Origin of the sequence: Sphingobacterium sp. UBA6645 (assembly GCF_002455685.1) — a bacterium.
Taxonomy (GTDB): Bacteria; Bacteroidota; Bacteroidia; order Sphingobacteriales; family Sphingobacteriaceae; genus Sphingobacterium; species Sphingobacterium hotanense.
The window spans coordinates 1-20972 of sequence record NZ_DKLH01000095.1; the positions used below are offsets into that span (position 1 = coordinate 1).

General features: G+C 40.8%; 25 protein-coding genes and 1 tRNA gene. 11 read left to right on the forward strand and 15 right to left on the reverse strand.

Features of this window, described 5'->3' with window-relative positions; translation table 11 throughout:
• Positions 1-292: 292 nt before the first annotated feature.
• Positions 293-994, reverse strand: a complete 702-nt coding sequence (locus B2400_RS17110) for a YjjG family noncanonical pyrimidine nucleotidase (protein WP_293935251.1) — start codon at positions 992-994, stop codon at positions 293-295.
• Between the two features lie 120 nt (positions 995-1114).
• Here B2400_RS17110 and B2400_RS17115 point away from each other — a divergent pair, with 120 nt between their 5' ends.
• The 6 genes from B2400_RS17115 (at position 1115) to B2400_RS17140 (ending at position 5435) form a co-directional block, all read left to right on the forward strand.
• The gene (locus B2400_RS17115; protein WP_286652097.1) at positions 1115-1990 is read left to right on the forward strand and encodes a sensor histidine kinase; all 876 of its coding nucleotides are present in this window, start codon (positions 1115-1117) and stop codon (positions 1988-1990) included.
• Positions 1980-2687 carry a response regulator transcription factor gene (locus B2400_RS17120; protein WP_103905911.1) on the forward strand — a complete coding sequence of 236 codons (708 nt, stop codon included), beginning with the start codon at positions 1980-1982 and terminating at the stop codon, positions 2685-2687. Before B2400_RS17115 ends, B2400_RS17120 begins: the two co-directional genes overlap by 11 nt.
• A 6-nt stretch (positions 2688-2693) precedes the next feature.
• Positions 2694-3209 carry a hypothetical protein gene (locus B2400_RS17125; protein ID WP_293935254.1) on the forward strand — a complete coding sequence of 172 codons (516 nt, stop codon included), beginning with the start codon at positions 2694-2696 and terminating at the stop codon, positions 3207-3209.
• An 11-nt stretch (positions 3210-3220) separates the two neighbouring features.
• The gene (gene hemE, locus B2400_RS17130; protein WP_375542855.1) at positions 3221-4243 is read left to right on the forward strand and encodes a uroporphyrinogen decarboxylase; all 1023 of its coding nucleotides are present in this window, start codon (positions 3221-3223) and stop codon (positions 4241-4243) included.
• 124 nt (positions 4244-4367) lie between these two features.
• Entirely contained in the window at positions 4368-4919 is a 552-nt protein-coding gene (locus B2400_RS17135; protein WP_293935258.1) for a CopD family protein, read from the forward strand.
• Between the two features lie 9 nt (positions 4920-4928).
• Positions 4929-5435 (forward strand): hypothetical protein, encoded by a 507-nt coding sequence (locus B2400_RS17140; protein WP_293935260.1) that lies wholly within the window; start codon positions 4929-4931, stop codon positions 5433-5435.
• Here the strand turns inward: B2400_RS17140 and B2400_RS17145 are convergent.
• From B2400_RS17145 to B2400_RS17160, 4 genes are all read right to left on the reverse strand, one after another.
• A complete protein-coding gene (locus tag B2400_RS17145) occupies positions 5423-6859 on the reverse strand; it encodes an NAD-dependent succinate-semialdehyde dehydrogenase (RefSeq protein WP_293935262.1) in 1437 nt (478 codons plus the stop codon). The genes B2400_RS17140 and B2400_RS17145 overlap by 13 nt on opposite strands.
• A 128-nt stretch (positions 6860-6987) precedes the next feature.
• On the reverse strand, positions 6988-8199 hold the full coding sequence (locus B2400_RS17150; protein ID WP_149525046.1) for a bifunctional 3,4-dihydroxy-2-butanone-4-phosphate synthase/GTP cyclohydrolase II: 1212 nt from the start codon (positions 8197-8199) through the stop codon (positions 6988-6990).
• A gap of 70 nt (positions 8200-8269) precedes the next feature.
• The gene (locus B2400_RS17155) at positions 8270-9733 is read right to left on the reverse strand and encodes an LptF/LptG family permease (protein WP_149525047.1); all 1464 of its coding nucleotides are present in this window, start codon (positions 9731-9733) and stop codon (positions 8270-8272) included.
• 200 nt (positions 9734-9933) lie between these two features.
• Positions 9934-10311, reverse strand: coding sequence for an START-like domain-containing protein (locus B2400_RS17160; RefSeq protein WP_149525048.1), 378 nt, complete (start codon positions 10309-10311; stop codon positions 9934-9936).
• Positions 10312-10635: 324 nt separating this feature from the next.
• On the opposite strand from B2400_RS17160, the gene B2400_RS17165 reads away from it, so the two are divergent.
• Positions 10636-10709, forward strand: a tRNA-Met gene (locus B2400_RS17165).
• A gap of 69 nt (positions 10710-10778) precedes the next feature.
• On the opposite strand, the gene B2400_RS17910 is transcribed toward B2400_RS17165, so the two are convergent.
• The 3 genes from B2400_RS17910 to B2400_RS17175 all read right to left on the reverse strand — a co-directional run bounded on the left by B2400_RS17910 (position 10779) and on the right by B2400_RS17175 (position 12691).
• Positions 10779-10895, reverse strand: coding sequence for a hypothetical protein (locus B2400_RS17910; protein WP_414713014.1), 117 nt, complete (start codon positions 10893-10895; stop codon positions 10779-10781).
• On the reverse strand, positions 10844-11488 hold the full coding sequence (locus B2400_RS17170) for a DUF1963 domain-containing protein (RefSeq protein WP_293935265.1): 645 nt from the start codon (positions 11486-11488) through the stop codon (positions 10844-10846). The genes B2400_RS17910 and B2400_RS17170 overlap by 52 nt, the downstream gene beginning before the upstream one ends.
• A gap of 123 nt (positions 11489-11611) precedes the next feature.
• On the reverse strand, positions 11612-12691 hold the full coding sequence (locus tag B2400_RS17175) for a cadherin repeat domain-containing protein (protein WP_293935268.1): 1080 nt from the start codon (positions 12689-12691) through the stop codon (positions 11612-11614).
• 122 nt (positions 12692-12813) lie between these two features.
• On the opposite strand from B2400_RS17175, the gene B2400_RS17915 reads away from it, so the two are divergent.
• The 3 genes from B2400_RS17915 to B2400_RS17185 are packed head-to-tail and all read left to right on the forward strand — an operon-like array spanning position 12814 to position 15208.
• Positions 12814-13185, forward strand: coding sequence for a TonB-dependent receptor plug domain-containing protein (locus B2400_RS17915; protein ID WP_414713013.1), 372 nt, complete (start codon positions 12814-12816; stop codon positions 13183-13185).
• Positions 13169-14293 (forward strand): TonB-dependent receptor, encoded by a 1125-nt coding sequence (locus B2400_RS17180; protein WP_286652088.1) that lies wholly within the window; start codon positions 13169-13171, stop codon positions 14291-14293. The genes B2400_RS17915 and B2400_RS17180 overlap by 17 nt, the downstream gene beginning before the upstream one ends.
• Positions 14294-14329: 36 nt before the next feature.
• Complete coding sequence (locus tag B2400_RS17185; protein WP_414713015.1) at positions 14330-15208, forward strand: TonB-dependent receptor domain-containing protein; 879 nt, start codon at positions 14330-14332, stop codon at positions 15206-15208.
• Between the two features lie 30 nt (positions 15209-15238).
• On the opposite strand, the gene B2400_RS17190 is transcribed toward B2400_RS17185, so the two are convergent.
• On the reverse strand, positions 15239-15886 hold the full coding sequence (locus B2400_RS17190) for a hypothetical protein (protein ID WP_293935272.1): 648 nt from the start codon (positions 15884-15886) through the stop codon (positions 15239-15241).
• 134 nt (positions 15887-16020) lie between these two features.
• Between B2400_RS17190 and B2400_RS17195 the strand changes: the two genes are divergently transcribed.
• Positions 16021-16311 carry a GNAT family N-acetyltransferase gene (locus tag B2400_RS17195; protein ID WP_149525054.1) on the forward strand — a complete coding sequence of 97 codons (291 nt, stop codon included), beginning with the start codon at positions 16021-16023 and terminating at the stop codon, positions 16309-16311.
• Positions 16312-16316: 5 nt separating this feature from the next.
• Here the strand turns inward: B2400_RS17195 and B2400_RS17200 are convergent, their stop codons facing one another.
• The 6 genes from B2400_RS17200 to B2400_RS17225 all read right to left on the reverse strand — a co-directional run bounded on the left by B2400_RS17200 (position 16317) and on the right by B2400_RS17225 (position 20801).
• Complete coding sequence (locus B2400_RS17200) at positions 16317-16841, reverse strand: hypothetical protein (protein WP_286652086.1); 525 nt, start codon at positions 16839-16841, stop codon at positions 16317-16319.
• 100 nt (positions 16842-16941) lie between these two features.
• Positions 16942-18531 (reverse strand): ABC-F family ATP-binding cassette domain-containing protein, encoded by a 1590-nt coding sequence (locus B2400_RS17205; protein WP_293935275.1) that lies wholly within the window; start codon positions 18529-18531, stop codon positions 16942-16944.
• A 166-nt stretch (positions 18532-18697) separates the two neighbouring features.
• A complete protein-coding gene (locus tag B2400_RS17210; RefSeq protein ID WP_286652084.1) occupies positions 18698-18841 on the reverse strand; it encodes a hypothetical protein in 144 nt (47 codons plus the stop codon).
• Between the two features lie 102 nt (positions 18842-18943).
• A complete protein-coding gene (locus tag B2400_RS17215; RefSeq protein WP_293935278.1) occupies positions 18944-19204 on the reverse strand; it encodes a hypothetical protein in 261 nt (86 codons plus the stop codon).
• Positions 19205-19342: 138 nt separating this feature from the next.
• The gene (locus tag B2400_RS17220) at positions 19343-19945 is read right to left on the reverse strand and encodes an alpha-ketoglutarate-dependent dioxygenase AlkB family protein (protein ID WP_286652082.1); all 603 of its coding nucleotides are present in this window, start codon (positions 19943-19945) and stop codon (positions 19343-19345) included.
• Entirely contained in the window at positions 19932-20801 is an 870-nt protein-coding gene (locus B2400_RS17225; protein WP_293935281.1) for a bifunctional transcriptional activator/DNA repair enzyme AdaA, read from the reverse strand. The genes B2400_RS17220 and B2400_RS17225 overlap by 14 nt, the downstream gene beginning before the upstream one ends.
• Positions 20802-20972 lie beyond the last annotated feature (171 nt).

Consider the following 20972-nt stretch of genomic DNA (forward strand, 5'->3'; position numbering starts at 1 on the left):
TGTTTAAACCAAAGGTTCAAAGACAAAGCATCCTGCCAATCCTTTTTATCTTTCCTTTCCTGGTTCAAGACACAAAAGTCTAATGTCTCATATCTAATATCTAACATCTATAAGACAACTACTACTCAGTCCCCTTTCAAACCCAATACAAACCCCAATCAGAGCCGTTCCGAAAGGGCTATACATTTGGTTTAACACGCTTTAACAATGGCGCATGCCCATAGCAATCCTAGGCAAGCAACAATCGTCGCTCGGCAAACAATCCAAAAAAGTAAAATGTATAGAAATTCCGCTAAAACAACTCCTGCAATTCCTTCAGATCTTTGATCATGTAATTCACATCGCCGGGTTTCTCGACTTCCAGTGGATTGAAGAAAATAGCTTCAATTCCCGCGTTCTGCGCACCACGAACATCCGCATCGATGTTATCACCGATCATGACAGCCTGTTCACGTAGGGCCTGTCCGTTTTGTAACGCATGTTCAAAAATTCGGGGATCAGGTTTGTTGATGCCGATAATCTCGGAGATAACGATGGTATTGAAGTAGGAGGACAGCTTGCTGTGTTCCAGCTTCTTTTCGCAGGCCTCTTTAAAGCCGTTAGAGATTAGGTGAAGGGTATATTTATCCTTTAGATACGCTAAAGTTTCGTGCGCGTTAGGGAAAAGATTCGTTTTAGTAGGGCAGATGGCGAGGTATTCTTCCTCAAATTCTGTTGGAAACATGCTGGGGTCAACGCCCAATTGGGTAAAGGTGTCCGCAAAACGCAAATAGCGCAAGGTAGGCTTATCTATTTTTCCATGGTGATATAATCCCCAAACGCGGTGATTATTGACTGTATAGGTTTCGATAAATCTATCGGAAGTTGGGATATTGAAAAGATCATCAAACTTATATTTGAAGTACAAGTCGTGGAGGGTTTCCTCCGCATTTTTATCAAAATCCCAAATGGTGTGGTCTAGATCGAAGAATAGATGCTTTTTGTCGTTGAACATATGCAAATATACAGTGCCGCGCTTGGCAACGCAATTTTGATTCTCGCTTTATTGTCATAATGTCTTGGGTATTTCCTATTGAAAGGCTATTTAAGTACATTTGCACGGGAAACATAGCATATGAGAAAAGCCTTATTTCTATTTTACTTTCTGATTTTTTACGCCATTACACAGTTACTGTGGTGGGGTTATATTTTGATTAAATTCGAACCAGAGAGGAAAGGCATGATTATCGGTGAAGGATTGATTTTTATGCTCATTTTTATTTGGGGCGCTTTGAAGCTGAAGAAGCAGGTGAAGCGGGAACATGAGATCAATACGCAGCAACAAAACTTTCTGCTTGCTGTAACGCATGAATTAAAATCGCCATTGGCATCTGTCAAATTATACATACAAACGATTCTGAAGAGAGAATTGGATAGAGAACAGCAAAAGGTTTTCCTGTCGAATTCGTTAAAAGATATAGAGCGCTTGGACGACTTAGTGGAGAATGTATTATTATCTACAAAATTAGAAAACCGCGCTTATCAGTTGCCGAAAGAAGTTTTTGATATGTCGGATCTGGTAGAACAGATCATCGATCGCTTGCAGAAGAATGCTTGCAAAACGCAGGTTATTAAAGCGGATTTGGATGAACATATTAAACTGAAAGCCGATAAATTTGCTATCACGAACGTTATTACCAACCTTGTCGAGAATGCGGTAAAGTATTCTCCAGCCTGTGGGATGATCTATGTGAAGCTGAAAGAAGAGGGTGGAAATCTGATTTTTTCGGTTGCCGATCATGGTATCGGTATCCCAGACGAGGAAAAAAGACTTATATTTAATAAATTTTATCGAGTGGGCAGTGAAGCAACTCGTAAAACCAAGGGTACAGGTTTGGGGTTATATATTGTGAGGACTGTTTTACAGAAACACAATGCCTCCATCCGGGTGAAAGATAACAAGCCATCCGGTAGTATCTTTGAAGTAACTTTTGAAAATTATGCAAACTAAACAACGTATACTTTTAGTTGAAGATGAAGAGCATCTATTAGAGGCCATCAAGTTAAACCTAGAACTTGAGGGCTATCGCGTAACAACGGCAACAGACGGTAAAAAAGCATTGAAAATATTTAAGGAAGAGCGTTTTAACTTAATTATTCTAGATGTGATGATTCCTGAAATCGACGGATTCCAGGTGGCAGAAACTATCCGCTTGCAGAATTCTGAAGTTCCTATTATGTTCTTAACGGCTAAGAATAGCAGTGAAGATCGTATTACGGGATTAAAGAAAGGCGCCGATGATTACTTGGTAAAACCTTTCAACTTGGAAGAGCTGATCCTGCGCGTGAGCAACTTGATCCGTAGAGGCATGAAGGGTGATGATCTGAAAGAATTGAACTCTTATACCATCGGGGATAAGACGATTTATTTCAACTCCTTCGAGCTGCACCAAGCTGATGGAACGATCACCTCGCTTACGAAGAAAGAGACGATGTTGTTGAAGCTTTTGATTGAGCGTCGCAACGAAGCAGTCTCGCGCGAGCAGATTCTTGAAACGGTTTGGAATTATGATGTTTATCCTTCAACACGTACCATCGATAATTTCATCTTGACCTTTAGGAAGTATTTTGAACCCGATCAAAAACATCCGATCTATTTCCACTCGATTCGCGGTGTTGGGTATAAATTTACCGATAACCAGAACTAGGTAAGGATGACCAATAGAGCTAGAAAAATAGTTATCGCAATTGCGATTGCATTTCTCTTTTATGCTGTCTTTGCAAAGCATTATAATATTGCAGTTTATATCTTCGGAGGTATCGCCTACTTGGTATGGAGTTACCTAAAAGAGGGTACTGTATATTTAGCTACGCAAGCATTTCATAAGCAAGATTATGAAAAAACAAAACGCCTTTTAGCAGAAATAAAGAACCCGGATAGACTTCGTAAGGGTCGCAGAAACTTCTACGAGTTTATGATGGGCAATATTTTGTTGAAGGAAGAAAAGATTGAAGAAGCGGAGTATCATTTTCAATTAGCATCGCGTTTGCCATGGCGTCGCGACCATGAAAAAGGTATGGTGCTTATCAATTTGGCGAGTATCAATTTGCGCAAGAAAGAATATGATAGGGTAGAAGGTTATGTGGACGCGGCAGAAAAATTGAAGCTGACGGCAAGACAACAGTCTATTCTAGAAAAAATAAAAAACGAAGTAAAAAAACATAAATAGTGAACAATTCATTGAAGAACGATCTTTTGATTCGTGCTGCATTATCGCAGCCTACGGAAAGACCTCCTGTGTGGATGATGAGACAGGCAGGCAGATTTATGAAAGAGTATTGGGAAATTAAGAACAAATATTCTTTCCTAGAGATGTGCAAAACGCCTGAAATTGCGGCGGATGTAACCATGTTACCAATTGATTTGCTAGATGTCGATGCGGCGATTTTGTTCTCCGATATCCTAGTGACAGCAGAGGCGATGGGTGGCGACTTGTCTTTCGAGCAAGGTGTGGGTCCAAGATTTTCTAACCCGGTTAGAAATCAGCAGGATGCAGAAAAACTTTCGGTAGATTGTTTAGATCGCTTGCAATATGTTGGCGACGCCATTAAAGTTATCCAACAACGTTTGGATGGTAAAGTGCCATTGATTGGTTTCGCCGGGGCGCCTTTCACTATCTTAAGTTATCTGGTTGAAGGTGGTTCTTCTAAGGATTTCAAATTGACAAAAACCTTGTTGAACAACCAACCTGAGTTGGCACATTACATTTTGCAAAAAATTGCCGATGTGACCATCGAATACTTAAATATGCAGGTTGATGCAGGCGTAAATGCTTTGCAGTTGTTTGATAGCTGGGCTTTGGCGCTTTCATGGAATGACTATCAAGAGTTTTCGCACAAATACAATAAGTACATTCTTTCTAAATTGAAAAGAACCGTTCCGGTGATTTCTTTCTGTAAAGGAAGTTCTGTTTTTGCGCCATTGATGGCTGAAGCACAACCGGATGTCGTATCAGTAGATTGGAATGCAGACTTATTGAACATTAAAAAATCGCTTCCAGCGGGCATGGCGGTTCAAGGTAACTTAGATCCGTTTGTGTTATATGCTGACAAGCCGGTTATCAAGAAAAAAATTCTTGACCTTTTTGAGCGTATGCGCGGTGAAGACGGCTTTATTTTCAATTTGGGCCACGGTATCATGCCGGATATCCCATTTGATAACGTCAAATTCGCGGTCGAAACGATTAAAGAGTATCGCTATTAATTATCTCCATTTTAGATAGGAAGAGGAGCTGTGTGTATATGCAGCTCCTCTTTGTCTTTATTCCTTACCTTCGCCTGTTATTTATTGGCTGATTAATTGTTATTTTTGAAGATATTATTTTAATATGCTCTATCTATACGCGAAAGCGATACATATTATCTTTGTTGTATGCTGGATGGCGGGTTTGTTCTACATGCCGCGTTTGTTTATCTATCACACCGAGGCGAAATCTAAATCTTCCGTAGAATATCAGGTCCTGCACAAGCAATTTACGATTATGGAAAATAGGCTTTGGTGGGTCATCACGACGCCTGCTATGTATATTACCGTTGTTTCTGCACTTTTGATGCTCTATATCAATCCAGGATTATTGTCGATGGGATGGATGCATATCAAATTGACTTTTGTGGCTGGGTTGATCGCCTACCATTTTATCAGTCAGCAGATGATGTTCAAGTTGCGAGATGAGAAGCTTAACTGGACGTCGAATAGGCTTCGTATGTGGAACGAAGTGTCTACATTGATACTCTTTGCTATTGTGTTTTTAGTGGTGCTCAAATCGTCGCTAAATTGGATATTCGGAGTGCTCGGCCTATTAGGCTTAAGCATTTTATTGATGATATTGATTAAGATTTACAAGAAGTATCGCAAGGCGAAGGGTGAAAAAGTCGATTAAAACAGACATATGAGATATTTACTATTATTTATTTGCAGTTTACTAGGCCTAAGTTCTGTGCGAGCGCAGGAACATAATTGGGCATTTGGATTTTACGGCGATGTGCAGTTGGAAGATCCTTCCTACAACGGCAGTTTTGGTGTTCAGGGAAAGTACGATATCGGAAATTACCAGGCGCTGCAAACGCAGGTGCATGGACGTGGCGATTTTGTGGCGGTAGGCGCCGATTATCTTTTCAACCTACTGAATAAAGAGAAGTCTAATTTCAATGTGTTCCTAGGTGGCGGATTTAGTCAAGAATTCTACACCTATGATATGACGGTGATTGAGGGGGAAACACAGCCTGTCCGTACCAAGGACAACTTTTCCGTTGCGAACGGACAAGCTGGTTTGAGTTATTATTTTGCTCCGGTTCAGTTATCCCTTTATGCGGGATACAAATTGAAATATCAGTTCAAAAATGAAGTGACCGAGCCGAATTATGTGATGTTTGGATTGCGCTATCATATCTGGTAGCCGAAGCACATATATTTCACTTCGATATATTCGTCTAAGCCGTACTTAGAGCCTTCTCTTCCCAATCCTGATTCTTTCACTCCACCGAAAGGTGCTGCAGCATTGGAAATAAGGCCTGCATTGATTCCCACCATACCGGCTTCTAATTGCTCCGCGACGCGGAAACAGCGAGTGACATTGTCGCTATAGAAATAGGATGCTAAACCAAACGGTGTATCATTGGCTAACTTAATTACTTCCTTTTCCGTCTTGAACCTGAATAGTGCACAGATAGGCCCGAATGTCTCTTCTTCTGCGATGATGCTATCATGTGGAACATCCAACAATACTGTCGGTTCGAAGAAGTTGCCTTTGATGGCTTTTCCACCGGTTGCAATGCTTGCGCCTTTTTCTGTAGCATCTTTCACATGATGCATTACTTTTTCTAAACCTTCAGGATTAATGAGGGGGCCGACTTGCGTGGTCTTCTTCAAACCATCTCCAACTTCAAGTTTCTTCACCGCTGCGGTCAATTTCTTTGCGAATTCATCATATACTGCATCTTGCACATAGAATCGATTGATAGAAACGCAGGTTTGTCCGGTATTGCGGAATTTGCCGGCGATAGCACCTTCTACGGCTTTGTCGATATCTGCATCGTCAAAGACGATAAATGGAGCATTGCCGCCTAATTCTAAAGAGATACGTTTAATTGTAGATGCTGCCTGCGACATCAGGGTCTTTCCTACGGCAGTAGATCCGGTGAAGGATATTTTGCGAACAAGCGGGTTGGTTGCCATCTCTTCACCTAAGCCACGACTATCTTTCGACGTAATAACATTTAAGACGCCCTTAGGGACTCCGGCTTCCTCGGCAAGCTTAGCGAAGGCAATGGCAGAGAAGGGTGTCTGAGAGGCCGGTTTAAGCACTACGGAGCATCCTGCGGCTAGGGCAGGAGCCACCTTGCGTGTAATCATCGCCAATGGGAAGTTCCATGGGGTGATTGCTGCAACGACGCCAACACCTTGCTTGATAGTCTGCATCCTGTTGTTTCCAGCCGTTGAGGGGATTGTTTCGCCGTAGGCGCGCTTTGCTTCTTCCGAAAACCATTCAACGAAAGAGTTAGCATAATCCACTTCGGTTTGTGATTCCTTGATCGGCTTGCCACTCTCCAAGGTCATGATTTCGGCGAGTTCGTCTCGGCGCTCGTTGATGAGGTCAAACAGGCGTCGTAGTATCCTCGAACGTTCGCCTACTGCCGTACTGCGCCATGTTAACCAGGCTTCATGAGCGGCCTTGATATATTTCTTTGCATCTTTTACCGACAGATCTGGTAGCATTCCTACGGGTTTCTGGGTAGAAGGGTTGATGATTTCAAAAGTCTTATCGGCTGTAATGAAGGCACCATTGAAATAGGCCTTCTCTATCAATAGGATATTTTTCATGATCTCTTTTTCTTAGCAACGTATGAATCAATAATTTGTTCATATCCGATGCTGATTTGGAATAAAGCTAAAACTTAGGGTACTATATTAATAGAAAAGGAGGATGTTTAGTCCTCCTCTTAATATGCTTATAAGTTGCTTAGGGTGTGACCCATGCGGTCTCTTTTTGTTTTCAAGTAGTTTTCGTTGAACTGATTGGGTTGGATTTCAATTGGCACATTTTCTACCACTTCCAATCCGTAGCCGATAAGTCCAGCGCGTTTGCTTGGATTATTTGATAACAAGCGCATTTTAGTAACGCCCATATAACGAAGGATTTGTGCTCCAACGCCGTAATCTCTTAAATCTGGTTTGAAACCCAATTCGATATTAGCATCTACCGTATCAGAACCTTGCTCTTGGAGTTTGTAAGCATGAAGCTTGTTAACCAAGCCAATTCCTCTACCTTCTTGGTTCATATAAACGATAATACCTTTTCCTTCTTTCTGGATGATCTCCATTGATTTGTGTAATTGTGGTCCACAATCACAACGGCATGAACCGAATATATCACCTGTAACACATGAGCTATGAACGCGGACAAGGACAGGTTCGTCCTCATTCCATTCCCCTTTATATAAGGCTAAGTGCTGCTCACCGGTGTTTTTCTGTGTAAATGCTTTCATTTTGAAGTCGCCCCATTCCGTAGGCATCTCGACAGTAACCTCTTCCTTGATTAAGGTGTCATGCTTCAAACGGTACTCGATAAGGTCTTCAATGCTGATGATTTTTAAATCAAAACGTTCCGCTACCTTGATCAAATCAGGTAGGCGAGCCATTTCTCCATCGTCTTTCAGGATTTCGACCAATACACCTGCAGGTTCAAAACCCGCTAAGCGCGCTAAGTCTACCGATGCTTCAGTGTGGCCTGTTCTACGAAGAACACCACCGTCTTTAGCGATCAATGGAAAGATATGTCCCGGACGTCCTAACTCCTCTGGGCGGATATTGGGATCGATTAATGCTTTGATCGTTTTTGAACGATCGGATGCAGAGATACCTGTGGTACATCCATAACCCTGTAGATCGACAGATACGGTAAAGTTTGTTTCATAAACAGCCGTATTGTTGTTTACCATTAAGCCTAGGTTCAACTCACGACAACGCTCTTCCGTCAATGGTGCACATACAAGCCCACGTCCGTGAGTGGCCATAAAGTTGATAATTTCTGGCGTCGCATTGCGCGCAGCAGTTACGAAGTCGCCTTCGTTTTCACGATCTTCATCATCTACGACGATTATGACTTTTCCAGCTTTGATATCCTCAATAGCTTCCTCTATCGTGTTTAATTTAATTTCCATTCTGTAGTAAATATCAGTACAAAGGTAGGGCATATCATGCATTATTTTATTAATATGCTGTCATAATATCCTAGCCTTTGCTATAATCGGTTTTCTTTTTTCTATTAAAAAATGCGACAATACGTTTCCATAGGGCTTCGGCTTTCAGTTTATACTGATCGGCATCGAATAGTTTGGAGTCGGTAGTTGATTTGTAAGTCAGGAAGATAGCTAGCGGCGTGAGCACAATGATAGCCATCCACATGCCCCACATTGGTGTTAAACTAGCGTCCTTTGCTGCTTTCTCTGCCAGCGTTGCAATAACGTGGTAGATTAGGAAGAAGATAATTGCCATAACCACAGGTAGGCCAAGACCTCCTTTACGGATAATGGCTCCTAAGGGAGCTCCAATACCGAACAAGAGCAAACAGGATACCGCCAATGTAAACTTACGGTGCCATTCTATATCATAGCGAATGTCTTTCTCTTTGTAAGGAGCGTATTCCATCTGCTTATTCACCGCAAGGTCTTTTACCTGACGTGCCTGATTCAAAGCATTATTTAGTGCCATCCTATACTGCTCCTTCGTGGCAATATCATCTAGATGAATATTTGCTTTGCTTGCAGGAGGTTTGCCATTCTGGAAATAGGAAGAATAAAGATTGATATAACGTTTAGCCTCTAATGCATTGACCTGTTGTAAGCTGTCGATGTAAACGTGGTTGGAATCAGAATATAAGCGGAGCTGCTTCAAGTTCAACATCTGATGATGTGATTTGAAGAGATCCTGATCCGTTCGGTTCATATCAAAGGAACTCATGTCAAACTTAGTCGTCGTTTCCTTGAACCTAAATCGAGTAAACTGCTGTCTCGGATCATAACGCTTCGCGTTCTTCACGCGTGCATCTTCATAACGAACACCATCAATCAGCTTCAATACCATGTATCTGTTATCTGGCGAGTTCTGCACATAGCCTTCTTTCGCGAAGGTGACATTATCTGCAGTTCCACCTGACTGATGTTGATAGATCATCATATCATAGAGCGTCGTACCATCCTCACTCTTTGCTTTTGCGCGAATAGAATAGCCTGGAATTGTACTATTGAATACACCCGGTTTGATGAAGAAGTCGGCTTTTTTCTTACGAACATCATATAGAAGCGAACCCATCTTTAGGTTTACGACCGGCAATATATAATCCGAGAAGAAAAATGATCCGGCACTGAATAGTGCTACCACGACGAATAGCGGCGTCATTGCTTTCCGTAAGGAAACGCCGGCGGCTTTGATAGCTACGAGCTCATAGCTTTCGCCCAAGTTCCCGAACGTCATGATAGAAGATAGTAACATGGATAAGGGTAGAGCCATCGCTAACTGCACAGCGCATTGGTAGCTCAATAGCTCTAAAATAACATACCATTGGAAGCCTTTTCCAATTAAGTCATCAATATACTTAAACAAGAAAAGCATCAATAATACAAACATCACAATGAAAAATGTGACCAAGAATGGTTTAATAAATGCTTGTAGAATTAATAAATGTATTTTCTTCATATAAACCTATGCCTTCTAGGTAGAAAGTCAAAAGATTATTCGTCCTAGTTTATCCGCAAAGATACAATTTTTACGTCTTGAAATGTGTTAGAAAAACGTTAATGATCAATTGAGAATCGCAATTGTTAATGTAAAAGGTGGTGAAAAAGGAGAGGGGGAAAGATATGCACCCCAACGACCGTTGGGGTGCATCGTATGTTTTATGCGCCAATAACGCTTTGTAAGTATCCGATAGAATTATCCCAGATTTTCTTACGATCGTCTAGGTTGTCTTCTTTGACGTAATCCGTGATGCTGAGTGCGACATCGTTTGTCAACTCGTCCTGCACGATTTCGATTTCGAAGAAATAAGGATCATCATCGATCCATTTGAATTTTACACTCTTATTTTCTTTGACAGCAACGAGTTTCGCACGATGTGACTCGTTATCCCATACAAATTCATATATGCCGTCATGATAGTTTACATCATCAGCAAACCATTGCGCCAGCTCATTTGGCTCCTGCAGGTAAGGAAATAAAATTCGAGGAGAAGAATTTAGTACATATTCTAAATCTAATTTAATTTTTTCCGACATATTTATTCAAAGTAGAAGTCTCTAACAATTTAAGTTCTTCAAGTGGGTATGTTTGCATACCTACTTTTTGTAATATTAGCGAATAAAACTGTAATCCAAAAGTACGGCAGTATCTTTTTTTGCACATTAGAACGGTTATCAACAAGACGGCTGAAGGCTGTTTTTTATAGGGACTTCAAAATAGCGACCCAGATGCTAGATTCTATCTTTTTGATTATAAAATGGTTGTGAAGGTGTGTGAAAATAAAGTAGAGAATTTGAATTATTTTCTTCAAAATTTCTTTGAAACTTATTCCTTATTGCTATCTTTGCATACCGAAAAACGGCGGGGTAGCTCAGATGGTTAGAGCGCAGGATTCATAACCCTGAGGTCGGCAGTTCGATCCTGCTCCCCGCTACTGGAAAAAAGCTCATCGTAAGATGAGCTTTTTTAGTATACAGATTTCCCAGGAGAATTCATCTTGATCTTAAGATTGCGCCCAAACGAATTCGCAATTATCAAAATTCAAATTCTTCAAATCTTTTTTTGGAATCAGTACGCTGAAAACTCCCTCATCATTAAATCCATTCTCACCAATCTGCAGAAGTACAACTTTATCGGAAAATGTAATCTCCTTAATCTCTTCATCTTGCAATTGGTATAAATTCCGAATATTTTTGATTTTTCGCAACCAAAAAAGTAGCCCCAAACCAGTCCGTCTTCATTTGTCTCTTCATCTTCGTCATCAGGTTCGTGATAGCGTTCTGCAAACGTTACTGTATCAGTATATATCTGGTCAATTAAGATTCCAGTATAGAAATTGTCTTCATGTTCCTTGGTGATTCGAACTAATTGCTCGTTAGCAACATCTGCATAAATCACTTTTCCAGTGTCGCTAAGTATTTCTGCAAAGAAGATAAGTTGACCTTTCTTAGGTAATAGCCCTGATTTGTCGAAGGGCGAGAATTTGGACAAATCCAACTTTGCTGCAAATCTTAGATTTTCTGGATGTTCAACTCCCGGAGGTAGATCTACAAAAGGTCCTCCATATCGAGATTGCCCTAACGCAACGTCTATTTCCGTGTGTTTCACAAAGTTCTCTGGCATCCAATCTTCGTGTTCCATTGATGCCGGATAATATTCTCTACTGTCTGCGGTGAAACTAATGATTTCAAAGATTTGCTCTTTCTGATCCATGTGTAAATTGCTGTTATTTATATAAATAGGTAGTGAATTTTGAAGTTGCATACGATTCAAAAGCGACTATCCTATTAAGTAAAACAATAATAATATGATTCAGTTTGCTAATCGCCAATATCCTTACTCCAACACCAAAGTCATCGGCGTGGTAAACTCTAAGCCATGTTTCGCGGTTGCTTTGATAGTCAATTTATAGCTTCCTTTCTGTAAATCATTCTTAGCCTTTGTCGAGATAATTCCTGTATCTTCATTAATTGAAAAGTTCACCTTAATATCATCATAAGGTTTATTGTTCCATTCGATTTTATCGATGTTGAATTTCCCTTTGTAGGATTCTGGATAAAATGCAGGAGCTTTCGAAACATAACCAGCTTGTAGATCAACAATAAGGTAATTGTATTTTACGGTAAGATTTAAATCAGGATAATATGTGCCATATACAAACTGAATTGCGGGGATAAAAATAAACTTAATCTTACTGGAAGCTACTGCGAAGCCGTCTTTTAATAATTGTGGCTCAAGCTCATAGGTTTTCTCTTCCTTTTGTGTCAGACTCCCGGAAGTACCAGCGAAGACGACTTTATCATTTTCAATCTTAATAGTTTCACCATCGATTCCTTTGGACTTCGCATTCCATTTCGTACCAGAGATTCTCGTGGCTTCACTATGAAGTTCGAAAGAACTTGCTTTCTCGCTAAATAGCGTATAAATAAATGCCGAAGATTCACCGTTTGAGCTCTGTATGTTTACCGATGATTTTTGCAAAACAAAACTTATCAGTTTTTCAGCCAGCAACTTGCCATCCTTTGCTACAGCACGCAGCTTTATTTTATATATCGGTGGAATCGTAGCGCGGTTGATGACCGATACTTCCGAGTTGGGATACAGTAATCCGCTTTTAATGACGATTTTCTTATTCTCCCAATCGACTTGTATTGCATCTTTTAGCTTATCATGCAGTTTGATAGACTCTGATATTTTGATATCCGCTGTTTCGTCAAAAGAAAGTACATAATCCACTGGACCCTTTGTGTTATCAATGGATGTTAATGCCAATGTTGTATCCTGACCAAATTGCAATTTAAAGTCTGAGGTTTCTTCCTGTATCATCTTCTGTTCCGATGTACCGTCCTTCTTACATGATGAAAATAAAAGAGATAGCGTGATAATAAAGCAAGAAAAAGAAAAAGTTGGTTTCATAATAATTTTCATGTATGTGTATTTGATTTCGTCAAAAGTAAAAAATACTATTCTACAAATGCAATAATGTTGCATTATTAATTAGATTATTTTTACTTTTACCGCATTAAATGATAATTAAGATGATACTATTGTCGATTTCGAGAAAATACTTGTTATTAATATTTCTATTTGTTTCTTGTGGATTGAAGGGGCAGCAGCCGCTAAGTAGGGACACAATAAAAAGAATAAGTATTGAAGAAGTTCTAGTCGAAAAAAGATTATCCAAATATCCGGCTGGTTTGTATATAGATAGTTTGAAGTTGAAAAATATACAGTCCCGCTCGCTGGGGGAAACTTTAAGCAGTATTCCGGGAATACAAAATTCTAATTATGGACCATATATCGGTATGCCGACTATTCGTAGTTTAAGTGGCAGTAGAGTAGGCATAGTGAATAATAATCTTTCTACGAACAACTTATCTGGGATCACCAAACTTGGGTGTTCATGTTGATTTCGATAACGTTGAAGCAATAGAAATACACAAATCGGGAGCAAGTGTGCTTTATGGCGGAAAGGCGATAGGAGGAGCGGTAAACTTAATTGATCAGACTATTCCAAAGCATTTGAGTGGCACCAAACTACAAGGTGGCTTTAGTGCAGAGGCCGGGACAAACAGTGGACATAAGGAGTCCTTAAGCCTTGCGGGGCAAATCGGAAAGCATTGGGGTTGGCGTTTTGGAGGAATGAACTACAAAAACAATCGCTTTAAAATCCCAGGAAATCCTAAGCCAGCTTTAGCATATGATAACGATATCGATCCGGGTACCGAAGACCTCGCCCAAATAATTGTTGATGCTCGGAACGTACAGAACGTCAGTCTTTATCCATATTTAAGCCAATATGTAATCGAAAAGATGAAGGATCCCGATCACGGATTGTCAGAAGAAGATCTTTATACCGACAAACCTTATTCTGTAATTGGGGGAACGCAAGTGGATAATCCAAAAAACGATAAGTTTATTGCTGGTCAGCCGGAAAATACACCACGCTATGTGCGGGAGGTTTACGGAATACGAGACTATCATCCCGTGAAGAAAGGAATTATGCCGAACAGCCACGGCGAAAGCAAATCCATAAACCTTGGAACAAGCTTCATTAAGCATCATTTTAGAATTGGGGTAGGCATTAAGGCCAACGAAGGTTATTTCGGAGTACCTGCATTTGCCAAGATAGAACAGCCGGAGCAAAATCACGATCATGTCGCTCCGGCGAAAGCTCCGGTCTATTCTCCCATCAATACGCGAAGCTTGAATTACGAGGGCTTATTTGAATCTTCGTATCAACCGATCCATAGATTGATAAATAAAGTCACACTCAATTACAGTTATCAATATGGCGATAACCGCGAATTGTTGGATATCTATAAGGTCAATCAATTCAACAGCCGTCGGCATGCTCTTCGATCGGAGGTAGAGCTGCATTCTCAGGATTTTTGGCATAACACTACAGGCGTTGATTACTCCAACTTATCCATGCTCGGCGAGGGGCTGATGCGGTATCTGCCTAATGTTGGAAGCCGAGAAACAGGGGCTTTTACTGTTCATCAATTCAAGCTATAAGCCTTTCAATTAGACCTAGGCTACAGGCATGATTGGATCGGTCGGCATGCTCAGGCTGATGCAGATTATAAAAGGTCCAAGGGATTGGCAGGAGGTAATCTTAGCCCAAGATCATTTCATCTCAATCACTTCTCCAGTAGTTTACAATGGCAATACAAAAGTTTAGTGCAGTTTAGACTTTCGTACAATCATGCGGAGCGCGCTCCGGACGTCAATGAACTATACGCCGGCAATAACCACTTCGCCATTATTACCGAAGAGAATGGTGATGACAAGCTTAATCCAGAGATAGCAAATAGCCTTGAAGCTGAAGCAAAGATTAGTTACCAAGGATTTACTCTCGTCGCTAATATTTATAATAATTACTTCTACAACTACATCTATTTAGCGCATACCGGACTTTCCAATCCCGGCGGATTTGTCGAAAAGGAGTGGCGGGCTGCCGGTACAGAAATCTCGGGATTTGAAATAACGCTTCAATACCAAAAGAAATGGGATTATAAGCAGGTAGTTCAGTTCGAAGGATTCGCAGATTTGGTAAAAAATAAAAACACCTCCGATGATGAAATGCGGCAATGGGCGGAAGGAAATTATATGCCGAATCTTCCCACAAGTCGGTACGGAATGCAAGTACGATCGGACATCAGAAGGCTTAATTTCAATGTAGCATATACGCAGTTTATGAAGCAAAAATACTTGGGGAAAAACATCAATCTGGAGAAGGCAATGCCTGCCTACACTATGCTATCAGCTCAAATAGGTTATCTATTTCCACTTCGACGATATCAGGTTGTCGCATTCATCTCGGGGAACAATCTTTTGAACGTAGAGGCGAGACCGCAAAACTCTCCGTTAAAATATCTGGCTCCTCTACCGGGACGAAACTTATCCGCAGGACTAAAAATAAAAATATAGAACATTAAGAAAACAAGTTGAGATTATACCCTAGCGCGAAACAGGAACAGGTAGGTACTCAGAAAATATTTCGGTTAATATCTTTTTTACTTCGTTCTTATTGAAAGTAGTGGCGTAGCGTCTCGACCTTATGTAGTTTTCTCGCGTCATTTTTTTAACTAAATCAGCAATAGTCTCAACCTTCAATTCCCTTGCAAAATGATAGACAACACGGAATCCGATTATGGAAATAAGAAGACCGGTGAATCCTATCCGCGAATCATAGAATAAAGTCGCAACTGATATTAGTGTGAGTATCATCAGTGAAATATCTACCCAATTGGAAGGTTTTAATAAATTTATCTTGAATCCTAAATGCTCTTCAATTTGACGAAGCAAAACTCGTCTTTCGTTTCGAGGCATTAGATCGGCAAGCTTAGATTGCAACCCAATGGTCGATTTGTCGATTTCAAGTGTTTGCGCAATTGCTTCTCGAAGCATGTAAAAAGCCTGCTGATTCGTGCAATCGGCTCGGTCTTCCAACTCGATTTTGTTCTCAATATGATCAAAAAGCTCGCCTAGTGCATAAATATTTTCTAACTCATTCCGTTCGAACTTTATGTCAAATGAAACCTCGATCTGAAGAAGTATATCTTCAAAATCCTCTGAATCAATATCATCGATTAATATTTGCCGCATCCCGAAAACTGAAAGAGTTTTAGATCGAATTTAACAAATCAAACCTATATTTTTATCAACTGATTATCTGCTTCCGTTATCGAAGTTCAAAACATCCACCCCAATCTAGCGTTATCCTATTACAACATCGCATTATGGAAATCATCAATAACGAAAAGAATCTACAATTTGAATACCATCATAACGACGAGGTAGCAAGGTTGGAATACCGTTTTTACAAAGACAATATCGCTATGATGCATACAGTAGTGCCTGAGAGCATGAAAGGACAGGGGGTAGCGTCTGCATTAGCTGAACAAGCCTTTGCATTTGCGAAAGAAAAGAAAAAGAAGGTTATGGTATATTGTCCCTTTGTTTCCAAATATGTTAAGAAGCATCCCGAACTAAGGGAGCAGATCAATCGAGAATATCATCCCAATCTTTAGAGACTTTAGTTTCCAGTCGGCTGAAAAGTAATACTTTGATGCGTGCCATCAATCTGCATATCGCTCAACGGTTTTATTTCCAACTTTCGTTGATCTAATTGCAATATCTTGTATCTGATGCTTGAATTCACCGTATCAGCATTGACATTCCACTCGCTATTTACTGAGTTGCTATAGGAGAAGTTAAAAGTAAGGATCGAGTCAGGAGCTGAAATGGTATAATCTCCATAAAATTCCCCGTTGTCCAACGCGGGAATAAAATTAATGTTGCCCATTTTCTCCGGCTTGGTTAGAAAATACGATTCCGTCTTATGGGAAAATTGTATCTCGTTGAATGCCAAAGTTATCCTTTTCGCGTATTTGTAAACCACAGGCTGATCTACCGCTTGCTCTTCTACTTCCGATCGGTTCTCCCAGCTATACTGCTGCAATAGCGAAACATCTAAACTTTTATTTTCTGGCGCAAGATAATCCTCCTTACATCCGAAGAGTAAGCCAAAGGCGAGGACAAAGAGCAGAGTCAATCTCATGGTTCCTTTTGGGCTTGAGAGGTTTGATAAAAAGGATATTCCTTAATACAATGTGAATTTACGCCAAAGAAATTTTAAATCAAAAAGAAATCCTTTAATTCTAGTTTAAATTTATGCTTTTGTCGATTTTCAACTCCTCCATAAACACTTTGTCGTGCGAAATCAATAATAGCGTACCTTGAAAATCATTTAGCGCAGATGTTAAGATCTCAATGTTTTGAATATCAAGGTTGTTCGTCGGCTCGTCGAGCATAATGATGTCTGGCGCTTTGCTGGAGATATTCAGACAGCATAACAATATACGCATGCGTTCGCCGCCACTCAACACCGCGCAGGACTTTCCCCAAGACTCTTTCCCAAATAGAAACCTGCTCAAGCGAATCTTGATTTCATGCTCCTGAAGACCTGATTGGTTAAAGGATTCGGCCATTTCGTAAATACTCTTCGCCGACCGGATGATCGAGTAATCCTGATCGATGTAGATGGATGTGAAATCCGCACGGTAAATTGTTCCTTTATCCGCTTGCAGCTTGTTTAATAGTAGTTTTATCAAAGTCGATTTACCAGCGCCATTATCGCCATAGATCCCAACGCGATCGCCATGATATATTTTAAATGAAAGGTCTTTCGACCATAGCATCTCTCGATCGTAGGAGAAATTGATTTCCTGCGCGTCGATAAGATTCTTCCCGGTATAAGTATTCGAATTATCGAAACCAAACTTCATCTGATCCAGCTCCGCGAGGTTGATCCGTAGATCGTGAAGTTCCTGACGAATACCACCAATTTTCTCCTGATGTACAGACTTCAATTTGGCGCTACTGCCCTCCGCCTTATTGCGCAAGGTATTCATCATAATCCGCGCTACGCCCGCTTTCTCTTGCTTCTTTTTACCTCGGGCATTTAGCTTATTTTGTCTTTCCGCCGCTTCGCGTTCCTTATCGCGCGCTTTGCGAAGCTCCTTTTCTTTGTTCTGAAGCTGCTGATCCAATGCGTTCTTCTTTACATCCTTTTGCTCGGCAAATTCTGCGTAACTTCCCCCAAAACGCTGAATGCCTTTTGGACTAAGCTCCGCCGTCATGTCCAATAGGTTCAGCAAAGTCCTGTCGTGGCTCACGATCAGCATACTGGCATTGTTATCCTCTATTAACTCGTAAAGCTTGTTGCGCGAAGACAGATCCAAATGGTTGCTAGGCTCATCCATTAATATTAGTTCTGGCTGATGCAGCGAAATTGCGGCAAGAAATACCTTCACCTTTTGTCCGCCACTCAAGGAGATTAAAGGATATGATAATGCTAAGTCTCCCATACCCCATTCCTGAAGTGCATAGCTCGCACGCTCCTCGATATCCCAATCATCATTGAGTATCTCAAAGTTCTCCATCGAAGCGTCGCCCTCCGTGATTTTTTGTAAGGCGTGGATCTTCTCAGCAATGCCTAAAGCCTCTGCGATGCTATAGTGCTCGTACGCATCAAATAGTTGCGGAACATAATAGGGACTTGCATCAACAGATAGTAGCCCGCTATTTAGCGGCAACAGCCCGGCGATAATTTTCAATAGGGTAGACTTGCCGACGCCATTGTGACCAATGAGGGTAATCTTTTCTTGTTTATTTAACGTGAATTGTAGGTCCTGAAATAGGACATCTTTATTAGGATGTATATAAGTAGCGTTCTGTAAAATAACCATAGCTCTTTCATTGTTTGTGAAACCATAAATCTCACCCGTAGGTGCTGGAATAAAACGATAGAAAGAGGGGTATTACATACTGATATTTATTTTGATTGATACAAAGATAAGGAAAAAATTCGCACAATTCGACTATTGACAAGCTAAGGAGTGTCGCGCCTTTGAATTACGCTAAGCCCGCAGACAAATTGTTCGCCATTGCGTTCTCAATTTCCGCTTTCCATTTTTTTGGAGCAAATATACGGAAATCCACAAGCTCGCCACTGTTCAGTCGTATGGACAATCCTTTGAAAAATAGTCCCTTTGACATATCCGTTTCGACTAACTGAATCTGCTCAAGAGGGATTTCTTTCTGAGCATCCGCTGTCTTTGGTTTATGGAATATAAATACTAATCGATCGGAAAAAAGGTATCATCTAACGGCTTGCGAATCGTTTTTGGTAACATAATTTGCACCATTAAATAACTGGACTTGCTCTTTATCCAATCCGTCCTTTGTCAATTCTTTTTTTATCCTATTAGTCTGATAGAAGTAGTAAAATATGCCGAACATCAGACCCGCCATAATTCCACCTAAAATGGATTTAATAGGTCCATATTGAAACAAAAAAAACACGAACATGAAGAGCGAATATATGAGCGGCGCCAAGAAGAATCGTTGAAAGTTGTTCATAATCTAATAAATTTGTAATAGTAAAATTAGTTTCTCTAATATATAAAAAAAATTACTTGATAAACAAATGTAAAAGATTGTAGTGTAGTGAGTTAATGCTTTTAGATCAGCGTAACTAAAAGATCATTTGGAAATTCGCTACACTTCCTCAATTGTCCTAAAGGTCAGGTTAATTCTTGGGCCATGGGTGGCTTTGGTTGGTGGCAATCGATGCAACCAATGGGTTTGTGTGGTATCCTTCATGATCAACAGGCTGCCATCTTCCAGCAGCAAATCGACCTTCTCTTTACTTTCTTTATGCTTAAAGGAGAACTTCCTTTCTGCCCCAAAGGTCAAGGAAGCGATAGCCCCATTTTTTTTCAAATCCTTCTCTCCATCGCTATGCCATGCCATGCCTTCGCTACCGTCGTGATAAAGATTCAAGAGGCAGGAATTAAATGTTTCACCTGAAACCTGCTCGACGATTCCCTTCAAACGCAGGAGCGTTTCATTCCAAGGCAAGGCGCGCTTTAGTATCCCCGAATAGGTGTACTCAAAAGCAGTGTCGCCGTACCAGGCCACCTTGCGTTTCGTTAAGATATGTTTTCCAAAGATGATGGCCTCATCGTTCTTCCAAGCAATATCCTGCATCAAACTCTGATAAAATGCTGCGGTGTCATCGATTACAACCCCAAAGTAGTTTACCGTACCGTCGTAGGGAAGCCAATTCTTATTGGGATCTGCACTATTAAACAGTCTCATTGCTCAATATTGGTTTTTGTTTTGCGATTTCCCAACCGATGATTGCTGTTTTGCGTAAAGGATCCCAGCGGTAACCGCCAAATTTTCCTGAAGTTTGAATCACACGGTGACAAGGAATCAAATAAGCAATAGGATTCTGCCCAATCGCTGTACCTACGGCTCTTGATGCCGTCGGCTGCTCGATTGCCTCCGCAATTTCTTTGTAGGTCTTAAGTTTCCCGGTTGGAATTTCCAATAAGGCTTGCCATACTTTCAATTGAAAAGGGGAACCTTTTAAATGCAATTTGATACGATCCACGGGATTTTCTGCTACAGGATCGAAAATCGTTAGGGCTTGACTATGGCTTTCCTTCTCTTCAGCGACAAATTCAGCCTGTTCAAATTGGGATTTCAATGTTTGCAAAGCATCTTCTTCGTTGTCGGTGAACGCCATATAGCAAATACCCTTGTCGGTCGAAGCCACTAAGCAACGGCCGAACGGCGTTTCCTGAAAGCTATAGGCAATTCTTAGACCCGCACCCCCATGTTTGTATTCCGCCGGCGTCATGCCCTCGATCTGCACAAACAAATCGTGCAATCTACTGGTGCTGCTAAATCCGGTCAACATATGGGTGTCGAACAAGGTGCGTTGTTCTTCTTTTAATAACTTCTTGGCATAGTCTATCTGAATATATTGTAGGAATTTCTTTGGACTCGTACCAGCCCATTCAGAAAACATTCGCTGAAAATGAAAGGGACTCAGATGTACGTGCTCAGCAATTTCCTCCAGGCTCGGCTGACGCTGAAAGTTATCCTGAATATACTGTATCGCTTGTGCGATACGGTCGTAATTGATTGCTTGTTGTGTCTTTTCCATACTCAAATATCCTAAGAATAGCAGGCATCTGAAATCCAATTCTTGCTAAGTTACTGGTTTTTGAGTAGAAAACTCCTGAGAAACTCTGCTAAAGCGCTTCGAAAATAGAAGAGGACTGCTTCGACATAGAGCCCTTTCAAACCCCTTACATACCCCATTCAGACCCCCATC

What these genes read in the sequence shown, in the direction of transcription:
- B2400_RS17110 (WP_293935251.1), bottom strand. Translation starts at nt 994, where the DNA reads ATGTTCAACGACAAAAAGCATCTATTCTTCGATCTAGACCACACCATT.
- B2400_RS17115 (WP_286652097.1), top strand. Translation starts at nt 1,115, where the DNA reads ATGAGAAAAGCCTTATTTCTATTTTACTTTCTGATTTTTTACGCCATT.
- B2400_RS17120 (WP_103905911.1), top strand. Translation starts at nt 1,980, where the DNA reads ATGCAAACTAAACAACGTATACTTTTAGTTGAAGATGAAGAGCATCTA.
- B2400_RS17125 (WP_293935254.1), top strand. Translation starts at nt 2,694, where the DNA reads ATGACCAATAGAGCTAGAAAAATAGTTATCGCAATTGCGATTGCATTT.
- B2400_RS17135 (WP_293935258.1), top strand. Translation starts at nt 4,368, where the DNA reads ATGCTCTATCTATACGCGAAAGCGATACATATTATCTTTGTTGTATGC.
- B2400_RS17140 (WP_293935260.1), top strand. Translation starts at nt 4,929, where the DNA reads ATGAGATATTTACTATTATTTATTTGCAGTTTACTAGGCCTAAGTTCT.
- B2400_RS17145 (WP_293935262.1), bottom strand. Translation starts at nt 6,859, where the DNA reads ATGAAAAATATCCTATTGATAGAGAAGGCCTATTTCAATGGTGCCTTC.
- B2400_RS17150 (WP_149525046.1), bottom strand. Translation starts at nt 8,199, where the DNA reads ATGGAAATTAAATTAAACACGATAGAGGAAGCTATTGAGGATATCAAA.
- B2400_RS17155 (WP_149525047.1), bottom strand. Translation starts at nt 9,733, where the DNA reads ATGAAGAAAATACATTTATTAATTCTACAAGCATTTATTAAACCATTC.
- B2400_RS17160 (WP_149525048.1), bottom strand. Translation starts at nt 10,311, where the DNA reads ATGTCGGAAAAAATTAAATTAGATTTAGAATATGTACTAAATTCTTCT.
- B2400_RS17170 (WP_293935265.1), bottom strand. Translation starts at nt 11,488, where the DNA reads ATGGATCAGAAAGAGCAAATCTTTGAAATCATTAGTTTCACCGCAGAC.
- B2400_RS17175 (WP_293935268.1), bottom strand. Translation starts at nt 12,691, where the DNA reads ATGAAACCAACTTTTTCTTTTTCTTGCTTTATTATCACGCTATCTCTT.
- B2400_RS17915 (WP_414713013.1), top strand. Translation starts at nt 12,814, where the DNA reads ATGATACTATTGTCGATTTCGAGAAAATACTTGTTATTAATATTTCTA.
- B2400_RS17190 (WP_293935272.1), bottom strand. Translation starts at nt 15,886, where the DNA reads ATGCGGCAAATATTAATCGATGATATTGATTCAGAGGATTTTGAAGAT.
- B2400_RS17195 (WP_149525054.1), top strand. Translation starts at nt 16,021, where the DNA reads ATGGAAATCATCAATAACGAAAAGAATCTACAATTTGAATACCATCAT.
- B2400_RS17200 (WP_286652086.1), bottom strand. Translation starts at nt 16,841, where the DNA reads ATGAGATTGACTCTGCTCTTTGTCCTCGCCTTTGGCTTACTCTTCGGA.
- B2400_RS17205 (WP_293935275.1), bottom strand. Translation starts at nt 18,531, where the DNA reads ATGGTTATTTTACAGAACGCTACTTATATACATCCTAATAAAGATGTC.
- B2400_RS17210 (WP_286652084.1), bottom strand. Translation starts at nt 18,841, where the DNA reads ATGTCAAAGGGACTATTTTTCAAAGGATTGTCCATACGACTGAACAGT.
- B2400_RS17215 (WP_293935278.1), bottom strand. Translation starts at nt 19,204, where the DNA reads ATGAACAACTTTCAACGATTCTTCTTGGCGCCGCTCATATATTCGCTC.
- B2400_RS17220 (WP_286652082.1), bottom strand. Translation starts at nt 19,945, where the DNA reads ATGAGACTGTTTAATAGTGCAGATCCCAATAAGAATTGGCTTCCCTAC.
- B2400_RS17225 (WP_293935281.1), bottom strand. Translation starts at nt 20,801, where the DNA reads ATGGAAAAGACACAACAAGCAATCAATTACGACCGTATCGCACAAGCG.